The sequence below is a fragment of the Streptomyces rubellomurinus genome, assembly GCF_000961885.1.
GTDB lineage: Bacteria > Actinomycetota > Actinomycetes > Streptomycetales > Streptomycetaceae > Kitasatospora > Kitasatospora rubellomurina.
In genome coordinates this window covers 52,128-63,842 of record NZ_JZKH01000032.1, presented here as the reverse complement: position 1 = coordinate 63,842, position 11,715 = coordinate 52,128, and the positions used below count along the sequence as shown (strand labels likewise).

At 74.9% G+C, this 11,715-nt stretch carries 6 protein-coding genes; 3 read left to right on the top strand and 3 right to left on the bottom strand.

Going from position 1 to position 11,715, the window contains the following annotated elements; genetic code table 11:
• Positions 1 to 5: 5 nt before the first annotated feature.
• Both VM95_RS17475 and VM95_RS17470 read right to left on the bottom strand, forming a co-directional pair.
• On the bottom strand, positions 6 to 5,384 hold the full coding sequence (locus tag VM95_RS17475) for a type I polyketide synthase (protein WP_482259460.1): 5,379 nt from the start codon (positions 5,382 to 5,384) through the stop codon (positions 6 to 8).
• Positions 5,385 to 6,132: 748 nt separating this feature from the next.
• Positions 6,133 to 6,768: a DUF2867 domain-containing protein gene (locus tag VM95_RS17470; RefSeq protein WP_045697723.1), complete on the bottom strand. Its 636-nt coding sequence runs from the start codon at positions 6,766 to 6,768 to the stop codon at positions 6,133 to 6,135.
• Between the two features lie 133 nt (positions 6,769 to 6,901).
• Here VM95_RS17470 and VM95_RS17465 point away from each other — a divergent pair, with 133 nt between their 5' ends.
• From VM95_RS17465 to VM95_RS17455, 3 genes are all read left to right on the top strand, one after another.
• Positions 6,902 to 7,519: a TetR/AcrR family transcriptional regulator gene (locus tag VM95_RS17465; RefSeq protein WP_045697722.1), complete on the top strand. Its 618-nt coding sequence runs from the start codon at positions 6,902 to 6,904 to the stop codon at positions 7,517 to 7,519.
• A gap of 76 nt (positions 7,520 to 7,595) precedes the next feature.
• Positions 7,596 to 9,662, top strand: a complete 2,067-nt coding sequence (locus VM95_RS17460; protein ID WP_045697720.1) for a thioredoxin domain-containing protein — start codon at positions 7,596 to 7,598, stop codon at positions 9,660 to 9,662.
• Positions 9,663 to 9,701: 39 nt separating this feature from the next.
• The gene (locus VM95_RS17455; protein ID WP_045697718.1) at positions 9,702 to 10,562 is read left to right on the top strand and encodes a GNAT family N-acetyltransferase; all 861 of its coding nucleotides are present in this window, start codon (positions 9,702 to 9,704) and stop codon (positions 10,560 to 10,562) included.
• A 7-nt stretch (positions 10,563 to 10,569) separates the two neighbouring features.
• Here VM95_RS17455 and VM95_RS17450 read toward each other — a convergent pair whose 3' ends face one another.
• Entirely contained in the window at positions 10,570 to 11,529 is a 960-nt protein-coding gene (locus VM95_RS17450; protein WP_425265318.1) for a hypothetical protein, read from the bottom strand.
• Between the last annotated feature and the right edge of the window lie 186 nt (positions 11,530 to 11,715).

Sequence of the window (11,715 nt, the reverse complement as noted above, 5' to 3'; positions counted from 1 at the left end):
GTGTCCTACCGGTCCCCTCGGGCCATCCGGATCAGTGCTTCCGCGTCGAGGTCGTCGACCGACTCGGCGTCACCGTCCTCGGTCTCCTCCTCGGGCACGTCGCCGCGCGCCAGATCGAACAAGGTGTCCAGCAGCCCGGCCTGGCGCAGCCGCTCGACCGGGATCGAGGCGAGCACCGCGCGGATCTCGGCGGTGTCGTCGTCGGCCCGGCCGCCGGTCGCGGCCTCGGGCTCGACGGACTCCAGCAGGTACCGGGTGACCGCCGCCGCGTTCGGGTGGTCGAAGACCAGGGTGGCGGGCAGCCGCAGGCCGGTGATCTTGTTGAGCCGGTTCCGCAGGCCGACGCTGGCCAGCGAGTCGAAGCCCATGTCCTTGAACGCCCGCTCGGGCTCGATCGCGGCCGCCGACTCGTGGCCGAGCACGGCCGAGACCTGCCCCTGCACCAGCTCCAGGACCAGCTGCTCGCGGTCCTCCTCGGCCACCCCGGCCAGCCGCTGCGCGAGCGAACCGCCCGCCGCCTCGGCGGTCTTGGCCGGCACCCGGACGAGTCCGCGCAGCAGCGCGGGCAGCGAGCCGGTCCGGGCCTGGGCCCGCAGCGCGGCCATGTCCAGCTGGACGGGGGCCAGCAGCCCGGCGTCGAGCCGCAGCGAGTAGTCGAACAGCGCCAGGCCGCGGTCGACCGGCAGCAGGGCCACGCCGGCGTCCTCGATGCGGGCCACGTTGGTGCTGTCGAGGCGGCCGGCCATGCCGGCGCCGTCGCCCCACAGACCCCAGGCCAGCGAGGTGGCCGGCACGCCGTCCGCCCGCAGCCGCTGGGCCATCGCGTCGAGACCGCCGTTCGCGGCGGCGTAGCAGGCCTGCCCCGGGTTGCCGAACAGCGAGGCGCCCGAGGAGAACAGCACGAACGCCGACAGCTTCGCGTCCGCGGTCAGTTCGTGCAGCAGCCAGGCCGCGTCGACCTTCGGCCGCATGACCTCGGCGAGCTGCTCCGGGGTCACCGACTCGATCACGCCGTCCGCGAGCACACCGGCGGAGTGCACGACCGCGGTGAGCGGGGCCTCCAGCGAGTCCAGCAGCGCGGTGACCTGGTCCCGGTCGCCGATGTCGCAGGCCTCGATCCGCACCCGCGCGCCGAGCTCGGTCAGTTCGGCCGCCAGCTCGGCGGCGCCGTCCGCGGCGGGGCCGCGCCGGCTGACCAGCACCAGGTTGCGGACGCGGTGCACGGCCGCCAGGTGACGGGCGAACACCACGCCCAGGCCGCCGGTGCCGCCGGTGACCAGCACGGTGCCGTCCGGGTCGAGCCCGCGCAGCGGGTCCTCGGCGACCGCGGGCACGCGGGCCAGTCGCGGCGCCGACACCTGGCCGGCCCGGACGGCCAACTGCGGCTCGTCGGCGGCCAGCAGGGCGTCCCACGGCACGTCGGCCCGGTCGTCGTCGAGGTCGACGAGCACGATCCGGCCCGGGTGCTCGGTCTGGACGCTGCGCGCGAGACCCCAGGCCGAGGCCTGGGCGATGTCCGGCGTCTCGCCGTCGAGCGCCACCGCGCCGCGGGTGACCGCGACCAGCCGGGTCCCGTCCAGCTCGGCACTGGCCAGCCAGCGCTGCAGCGTGGCGAGCATCCGCTCGGCGCTCTCGCGGGCCGCCGCGGGCGGAGCGTCGGCGCTCGCCGGCGCGATCCGGACCAGGACGGCGTCCGGGGCTCCCGTGCCCTCGGCGACCGCCCGCTCCACCGCGGCCAGGTCGGCGAAGCCGTCCGCGCCGTCCCAGCCCACGCGGACCAGGCCCGCCGGTTCGGCCTGCCCCAGCGGGACGGGCACCCACTCGACGCCGTACAGCGAGTCGGGCCCGCCGCCGCGCACCGCTTCGAGCTGCGCCGCGTCGACCGTCCGGTACACCAGGCCGCCGATGCTCAGCACCGGCTCGCCGGCCTCGTCGGACAGCTCGACGTGCAGGCCGGTCTCGGCGGACGTGGTGATCCGCACCCGGGCCGAGCGCACCCGGCGGCCGGAGCGCACCCCGGTCCAGGTGAACGGCATCTCCACCGCGGCGTTCGGGTCCTTGTCGACCAGCGCGCCCTGCAGCGCGGCGTCGAGCAGGGCCGGGTGCAGCACGAAGCCCGCGTCGTCGGCGTCGTCGGGCAGCGCCACCTCGGTGCAGATCTCGGTCCCGACCCGCCAGGCGGCCCGGATGCCCTTGAACAGCGGGCCGTAGTCGAGCCCGGCGAGCGCCATCCGGTCGTAGAGGGTGTCCACCGCGATCGGCTCGGCACCCGCCGGCGGCCACTGCGCCGGGCGCGGCGCGGGCGCGGCGGGCTCGTCGCTCAGCCAGCCGCGCACGTGGCAGACCGGCTCGGGGGCCTCGTCGTCCGGTCCGGCGTCCGGGGTCGAGTACACCGCGACCTCGCGGCGCCCGTCCTCCTCCGGGGCGCCGACGGTCACCTGGATCCGGCAGCCCGCCTCGTCGTCGAGGACGAGCGGCGCCTCCAGCACGGCCTCGTCCAGGGTGCCGAAGCCGACCCCGGTACCCGCCGCCAGCGCCAGTTCCACCAGGGCGGTGCCGGGGGCGATGGAGATGCCGAAGACCACGTGGTCGCGGATCCACGGCTGCGCGTCGGGGGAGATCCGGCCGGTGTAGACCCACTCGTCCCGGTCCCCGACCCGCGCGGCCGCGCCGAGGACGGGGTGGTCCACCGGGCGCATCCCGAGGGCCGCGGCGTCCGCGCCGCCGGTGCCCGTGGTCAGCCAGTACCGGTGGTGCTGGAAGGCGTAGGTCGGCAGCGGCACGGCGCGCGCGCCGGTGCCCGCGAAGACCGCCGACCAGTCGACGGACACACCGGCGACGTGGGCCTCGGCCAGCGAGGAGGCGAACCGCTCGAAACCGCCCTCGTCCCGCCGCAGCGACCCGACGACGCCCACCCGGGCGTCGGCGCCGTGGTCGGCGACGGTGTTCTCCACCGCGATGGCCAGCACCGGGTGCGGCGACATCTCCAGGAAGCAGCCGGCGCCGTTGTCGATCAGCGCCCGGATGGCCGGTTCGAAGCCGACCCGCCCGCGCAGGTTCCGGTACCAGTACCCGCCGTCGAGCACGGTGGTGTCGACGAAGTCGCCCACCGCCGTGGAGTAGAACGGGACCGAGCCCGGCACCGGGGCCACCGGGCCCAGCACCTTCGCCAGTTCGTCCTCGATGCTCTCCACCTGCGCCGAGTGCGAGGCGTAGTCCACGGCGATCCGCCGGGCCCACACCTGCTCGCGCTCGCAGGCCGCGATCAGGTCGTCCAGGGCGCCCGGCTCTCCGGAGACCACCACGGCGGACGGGCCGTTCACCGCGGCGATCGACGCCCGGCCCTCGGACGGGGCGATCAGCTCCTCGACCCGCCCGACCGTCGCCTGGACGGACACCATGCCGCCGCGCCCGGCGAGCCGCTCGGCGATGGCCCGCGACCGCAGCGCGGCCACCCGGGCGCCGTCGGCCAGCGACAGCCCGCCGGCCACCACGGCTGCGGCGATCTCGCCCTGCGAGTGGCCGACCACGGCCATCGGCTCGACGCCGTAGGAGCGCCACAGCGCCGCGAGCGACACCATCACGGCCCACAGGGCGGGCTGCACCACGTCGACCCGGTCGAACGTGGGCGCGGCCTCGGCGCCGCGCAGCACGTCCTCCAGCCGCCAGTCGACGAACTCGGCCAGGGCGTCCCCGCACGCCGCGATCTCGCGGGCGAACACCGGGGAGGAGTCCAGCAGTTCGACCGCCATCCCCTCCCACTGCGCGCCCTGCCCCGGGAACACGAACACCGGCAGGGCGCCGGCGGTGAGCACCCGGCCCTCGGCCGCGGCGGTCGACGACTCGCCGGTGGCCAGCTCGGCCAGCCGGGACAGCAGCGTCTCGCGGTCGGACGCCAGGACGACGGCCCGCTGGTCGAGGTGCGCCCGGGTCGTCGCGGAGGAGAACCCGACCTCGGCGACGGTGAGTTCGGGGCGGGCCAGGATGCCGGCCCGCAGCCGCTCGGCCTGGGCCCGCAGGGCCGCCGCGCCGCGACCGGACACCAGGACCGGCACCGTCGGCAGCTCGGTGACCGGGGTCGGCTCGACGGCCTCGGCGGAGTCGGCGGGCTCCTCGGCCGGCGCCTCCTCCAGGATCACGTGGGCGTTGGTGCCGCCGACGCCGAACGCGGACACCCCGGCCCGGCGCGGCCGCTCGCCGGCCTTCCACGCCCGCATCTCGGTCAGCAGCTCGACGCCGCCGGACTCCCAGTCCACGTGCGGCGAGGGCTTGTCCACGTGCAGGGTGGCGGGCAGCGCCTCGTGGCGCAGCGCCTGCACCATCTTGATCACGCCGGCCATGCCGGCGCCGGCGGAGGCGTGCCCGATGTTCGACTTGATCGAGCCCAGCCACAGCGGGCCGTGCTCGCGCTCCTGGCCGTAGGTGGCCAGCAGGGCCTGGGCCTCGATCGGGTCGCCCAGCTGGGTGCCCGTGCCGTGGCCCTCGACCGCGTCGACGTCCGCCGCCGACACCCCGGCGTTGGCCAGCGCCTGGCGGATCACGCGTTCCTGCGAGGGGCCGTTGGGGGCGGTCAGGCCGTTGCTGGCGCCGTCCTGGTTGACGGCGCTGCCGCGCAGTACGGCCAGCACCCGGTGGCCGTTGCGCCGCGCGTCCGACAGCCGCTCCAGCACGACCACGCCGGCGCCGTCGGAGAAGCCGGTGCCGTCGGCGGCGGCCGCGTAGGGCTTGCACCGGCCGTCCGGCGCCAGGCCGCGCTGCCGGCTGAAGTCCACGAACAGGGTCGGCCCGGCCAGCACCGTCACGCCGCCGACCAGGGCCAGCGAGCACTCCCCGGTGCGCAGGCCCTGCGCGGCCAGGTGCAGGGCCACCAGCGAGGAGGAGCACGCGGTGTCCACGGACAGCGCCGGCCCCTCCAGGCCGAAGGTGTAGGCGACCCGGCCCGACACCACGCTGGTCGTGCCGCCGGTCAGCCGCAGGCCCTCGATCTGCGGCGCCGCGCCGGCCGGTACGGCCGCGTAGTCGGACGGGCCGACGCCGGTGTAGACGCCGGTGTCGCTGCCGCGCAGCGAGGCCGGGTCGATGCCGGCGTCCTCGAACGCCTCCCAGGACAGCTCCAGCAGCAGCCGCTGCTGCGGGTCCATGGACAGCGCCTCGCGCGGGCTGATCCCGAAGAAGTCGGCGTCGAAGGCCGTGGCGCTGGGGACGAAGCCGCCCGCGCGGGTGTAGCTGGCGCCGAGCCGGTCCGGGTCCGGGTCGTAGAGCCGCTCGAGGTTCCAGCCGCGGTCGAGCGGGAATCCGGATATCGCGTCCCGGCCCTCGGCGACCACGTCCCAGAGTTCGTCCGGGGAATCCGCGCCGGCGTAGCGGCAGCTCATGCCGACCACCGCGAGCGGCTCGGTCGCGCGCTCTTCCGTTTCCCGTAGGAGGGCCCGCGTCTCGTTGAGTTCGATTACGGACTTCTTGAGGTACCGGAGAAGCTTCTCCTGCTGCTCGTCAGTCTCCGTCGTCATGCTTTCCCTCGCACCTCAATGAAACTCGGTTTCGATGAACTCAACGGCGTTCGGCCCTGCGTGGGGTTCATTTCGGGAACGCGCCGCTATGAGGGCGAAGTAGTCGTCATTGACCGCGCCCCCGGTGCTGATGTACAAGATCCGGTGCCTAATGGGCCGATGGCCGAGGCACTTCCCCCATCCCCGAATGCCGGTCTTCGCTGGTCGAGACGGCAGACACAAGATCTAGCAGATTTCGATAGATGTGTGACTGACTATGGCCAGAACCTGCCAACTTCGGACACTCGCGCGTCCCGAACCTGACAGTCGGGGGCGAATATGCGGCCGCTTCATTTGGTAGGGCCGAATTCGCGAAGGCGTTCATGGCCGGAAGGCTGAGCGCGTTCGGCCGTGCGGTGTCCGGTGCGTGGCGGGAGGGCGACGCCGCGTGCGGAGTTCGCGTGAGGATCTTCGTGCGGCGGCCGCGGGGCACTTCACCGTGGCAGAAACCTGTCGACATCGCCCGCGCGTCGAACCGCCGGCGCCGGATGATCGTGCGGTACCGGGAAACGAAACGCGCCGGCCGCCGACACCGAGGGCGGTGGCGGCGGCCGGCGACGGGCCCGGGAGGCCCCGGTCCGGGTCAGTCCCGGTCGGCGGACTCTCCCCGCTCGTCCTGCAGGGCCTTGCGGTTCGGGCGGCCGAAGTCCATCCAGGCCTTCTCCCACGAGCGGGTCAGCGCCGGGTAGATGACGAGGTACCGGAACGGGAGGATGAAGGCCATGTAGGCCTTCCCGAACAGCCCGTTGGGCTTGACCAGCGCCGCCATGCGCAGCTCGTACTGGCCGTCCTTCGTCTGCACCCAGCCCAGGTGCATGATCGTGTGGACGGTGAAGTTGCCCAGCTCGCGGGCCGCCTCGGTGTCGGTCTGGTACACCTCGCTGAACGGGTCCGTGGCGGGGATCATGTCGCTCTTGGTCCGGGCGAGCTCCTCCGGGAGGCGGCTGGTCAGCGAGGGCACCCGTCCGCCGAAGCCCTCTCCCGGGGTGTCCCAGTTGAAGATCTCGCCGAGCTTCCAGCGCACCGCGAAGAGGAAGTTGACCGCGGCCGGGGCCGGGCGGGTGTCGTAGGCCTTCTTCAGCGCCGCGACCATCACCGGGAAGTCCTCGGGCCCGGCGTCGGGCGTGCGGAAGGACCACACGTCGTCGATCCGGAAGTCGCGGGTGAACTCGTGGATCCGCCACGGCTGCGCGGTGTGGGCCGCTTTCGGGATTCGCATCGGTCAAACCTTTCCGAGCCTTCGTGCCCAGTCGGCTGGGGTGGTGCGTCGGTTCGCGGTCGCACCGGTGGATACGGAACCAGCAGTTTTGGAACTACTGGTTTCGATACTCCTGGTTCTGTATGTTGCACCTATGTCTGTTCGGAAGCAAGCTCGCACCCAGGGGGGCCGCCCCCGTGACAGCCGCGTCGACGAGGCCATCGCCTCCGCCGTCCGAGAGCTGCTGACCGAGGTGGGGTACACGCGGCTCACGATGGCCGAAGTGGCCGCGCGGGCCGGCGTCGGCAAGGCCGCGATCTACCGCCGCCACGCCACGAAGCAGGAGATGATCTTCGACGTCCTGCTGCCCGACAAGTTCCTGGCCGTGGCGCCCGACCGCGGCTCGCTCCGCGCCGACCTGGCCGCCGTGATCGCCGAGATCGCGGACACCATGGCCTCCCCGCCGGGCGGGACGGTCCCCGGCCTGCTGGCCGACGTCCACGCCGACCCCGCCCTGCGGGACCGGTTCGTCGAGCGGTACCTCGGGTTCCAGCGCCAGACCCTCGCCGAGATCCTGGACCGCGCGACCGCGCGCGGCGAACTCGCCGTCCGCCCCGACCCGGCCGCCCTCAACGCCCTGCTCGTCGGCCCCGTCTTCGCCTGGCTGTTCCTGCTGCGCGAGTCCCCCGAGCAGCTCCCCACCCTGACCTCCGCGCTGCTCGACGCGGCCCTCGCCCTCACCGGCGCCGCGCTCCCCGCACCGAGTCGATGAACCGACAATTCGCCGGGCCGGGACCGGACTCGCGCGACACGCCCTGACCGGGACGCCGATGCGCGAGGATGGGGGCATGCCGAACCGTCTCGCGGACGCGACCTCGCCGTACCTGCAGCAGCACGCCGACAACCCGGTCGACTGGTGGCCGTGGGGGCCCGAGGCCTTCGCGGAGGCCGAACGGCGGGGCGTGCCGGTCCTGCTGAGCGTGGGCTACGCCGCCTGCCACTGGTGCCACGTGATGGCGCACGAGAGCTTCGAGGACGCCGGGCTCGCGGAGTACCTGAACGAGCGGTTCGTCGCCGTCAAGGTGGACCGCGAGGAGCGGCCGGACGTCGACGCCGTGTACATGGAGGCCGTGCAGGCGGCCACCGGGCAGGGCGGCTGGCCGATGACGGTGTTCCTCACGCCCGGCAAGGAGCCGTTCTACTTCGGCACCTACTTCCCGCCGCGGCCCCGGCACGGGATGCCGTCCTTCCGGCAGGTGCTGGAGGGCGTGGACGCCGCCTGGCGGGACCGGCGGGAGGAGGTCGCCGAGGTCGCCGGGCGGATCCGGGCCGACCTGGCCGAACGGGCGTCCGTCTACTCGGCGGGCGCGCACCACCCGCCCGCGGACGCCGACCTGCACCAGGCGCTCGTCGGGCTCAGCCGGGACTTCGACCAGCGCCACGGCGGCTTCGGCGGCGCGCCCAAGTTCCCGCCGGCCATGACGGTCGAGTTCCTGCTGCGCCACCACGCCCGCACCGGCTCGGAGGCGGCGCTGGAGATGGCCGTCCGCACCGGCGAGGCGATGGCCCGCGGCGGCCTCCACGACCAGCTCGGCGGCGGCTTCGCCCGGTACGCGGTGGACGCCGGCTGGGTGGTGCCGCACTTCGAGAAGATGCTGTCCGACAACGCGCTGCTGCTGCGCGCCTACCTGCACCTGTGGCGGGCCACCGGCTCCCCGCTCGCCCGCCGGGTGGCGCTGTCCACCGCGGACTTCCTGCTGCGCGAACTCCGCACGCCCGAAGGCGCGTTCGCCTCCGCGCTGGACGCCGACAGCCTGGACGAGGAGACCGGCGCCACCGCCGAAGGGGCCTACTACGTGTGGGAGCCCGGCCAGTTGGTCGACCTGCTCGGGCCCGCCGACGCCGCCACCGCCGCCCGGCTGTTCACGGTGACCGCGGACGGCACCTTCGAGCACGGCACCTCCGTGCTCCAACTCCTCGACGAACCCGAGGACTTCGCCCAGTACGAGGAGATCCGCGAGCGGATGCTGCGGGCCCGGGCGGACCGGCCCGCACCCGCCCGCGACGACAAGGTGGTCGCCGCCTGGAACGGCCTCGCCATCGCCGCCCTCGCCGAGGCCGGCGCCCTGCTGGAGCGGCCCGACCTCGTCGAGGCCGCCGAACGCGCCGCCGACCTGCTGCTCGCCGTCCACCTCACCCCGGACGGGCGGCTGCTGCGCACCTCCCGCGACGGCCGGGCCGGCGACAACGCGGGCGTCCTGGAGGACTACGCCGACACCGCCGAGGGCTTCCTCGCGCTGTACGCCGTCACCGGCGACGCCGCCTGGCTGCAGCTGGCCGGCGGGCTGCTCGACACCGTGCTCAAGCACTTCACCGACGAGGTCTCCGGCGCCCTCTACGACACCGCCGACGACGCCGAGGAGCTCATCCGCCGCCCGCAGGACCCGACCGACAACGCCACCCCGTCCGGCTGGACCGCCGCCGCCGGCGCGCTGCTCGGCTACGCCGCGTACACCGGCTCCGACCGGCACCGCACCGCCGCCGAGCGGGCCCTCGGCATCGTCGGCGCGCTCGCCGCGCGGGCGCCCCGCTTCATCGGCTGGGGGCTCGCCGTCGCCGAGGCGCTGCTGGACGGGCCGCGCGAGATCGCCGTCGTCGGCCCCGCCGACCACCCGGCCACCGCCGCGCTGCGCCGGGCGGCGCTGCTCGGGACGGCCCCGGGGGCGGTGCTCGCGGTCGGCGAGCCCGCCGGGGCGGCGGAGCCCGAGGTGCCGCTGCTGGCCGACCGGCCGCTGGTCGGCGGCGCGCCCGCCGCCTACGTCTGCCGGCACTTCGCCTGCGAGGTGCCGACCACCGATCCGGCGGCGCTCGCCGAGCGGCTGGGCGTGGTCGTCGGGCGGCCGGACGCCGAATAACTGCTGGCGGGAGCCGGTGCGCCGGGGCGAGGATGGGCCATGACCTGGACCCTCACCACCTCCCTGGACGCGTTCCGCGCCGAGGCCGGGGCCTTCCTGGCCGCCCACCCGGCCGAGAACACCGTGCTGCTCACCATCTCCCACCGGCTCGCCGAGGCCGGGCTGGACGTGTTCGGCGGGCCGCCCGTCTTCGGCTGGTGGCGGGCGGCGCCGGACGGCCCGGTCGAGGGCGCCTTCCTGCAGACCCCGCCGTTCGACCCCCGGCTCTCCCGGATGCCGGAGCGGGCGGCCGCCGAGCTCGCCGTCGAACTCGCGGCGGCCGGGAGCGGGTTCACCGAGGTGGCCGGGGTCAGCGGGGCCACCGGCGCGGTCCGCGCCTTCAGCGGTGCCTGGACGGCCGCCACCGGCACCACGCCGTCCGTCCGCGTCCAGGAGCGGCTGTACCGGCTCGGCCGGCTGACCGACCCGCCGCGCCCACCGGCCGGGCGCCACCGGCTCGCCGCACCGGCCGACCGGGAGCTGGTGGTCCGCTGGTACCGGGACTTCCTGGCCGAGGTCGAGGTCGTCCTGCCCGACGTGCCACGGGCGGTGGACGAGAAGATCGCCGCCGGCGGCGTCCACCTCTGGGAGGACGGCGGCCGGCCCGTCGCCCTGGCCGGCACCAGCCCGATCATCGCCGGCATGTCCCGGGTCGGCCCGGTCTACACCCCGGCCGAGCACCGGCGGCGCGGCTACGCCGGCGCCGTCACCGCCGCCGCCTCCGCCCACGCCCTCACCGAGGGCGCCGAGGAGGTGCTGCTGTACACCGACGTCGCCAACCCGACCAGCAACTCCGTCTACCGGCAGATCGGCTACCGGCCGGTGGAGGACATCCTGGTCCTGGACTTCGCCCCGGCGTAGCGCGGCCTCACTCCCAGTCCCACCGGACCCCCAGCAGGCACGGCCGCAGCGCCGTCGCCACCAGGTGCACGCAGTGGTGCCCGTCGAGGGTCAACTCCTCGGTCTCGTACGGGTCCTCGCCGGGCGAGTGGAGCGCGAAGCGCTGGCAGCGCACGGGCAGGGCGGCGGGGTGGAAGGTGACCTGCAGGACGTACTGGCCGGCGCCGGAGTTGAAGCCGCGGACGTACTCGTCGCTGGGCTCGGGGGCGGGGGCGTCGTCGAAGCCGTAGCCGAGCAGGTGGGTGTCGCCGGCGCGCAGGCGCCGGTCGAGCAGGAGCTCGGCGAGGAGCAGGTGGTGGGCCCGGTCGCGGCGGATCCGGCCGGGGCGGCAGTTCTCCTCGGCGCGGACGCCGACCAGGCCGATGTCGCTGCCCGGGTCGCCCTGGTAGAGGGCGAGGTAGCGGTCGATGCCGTCGCGGTGGGCGCGCAGGGCGTGCTGGGAGTCGCGGCGGGTGAGGCGGCGGTCGGGGCCGATCCGGATGCGTTCGATGTGGGTGATGGTGTGCAGGCCGGTGTCGCGCGGGCCGGAGATGGTGGCGAGCAGGTCGTCGACGGCGGCGGCCGGGGCGATCAGGTCGCGGTACGGGCGCACGGGCGGGCCGGCCGGGTCGGCGGCCGCGCGGCGCGGGCCGAGCAGCCGGGTGAGGGAGTGCTCGGGCAGGTCGAGGACGTCCTCGAGGGCGGCGACGGCGCGCAGGGACTCGGGGCGTTCCGGGCGGCGGCGGCCCTGCTGCCAGTAACTGAGGCTGGTGAGGCCGACGTTGACGCCGCGCAGGGCGAGATGGCGGCGGACGCGGTGCAGGGTGAGGCCGCGGGCGGCGATGGCGGTGCGCAGGGCGAGGTGGAACGGGCCGGAGCGCAGGGCGGCGGCGAGGTCGGCGGGGTCGCTGCGGCGGATGGCTGCCTCCTGGGGGCGCGGCGCGGGCAGACCGGCTTTTGACCGTGAATATTCACATCCGGACGGCTGTTTGTCACTGGTCCGGGCGCCCCACCAGCGGCTTCGCCGGGCGGCGTTCACACCTGTTGCCGCCCGTTCACACCCCAACACCGGTACCCGCGGCACCCGTTGACCATCCTCCGACAACGGCGCGATGCTCATGGCGCGATCCGGACC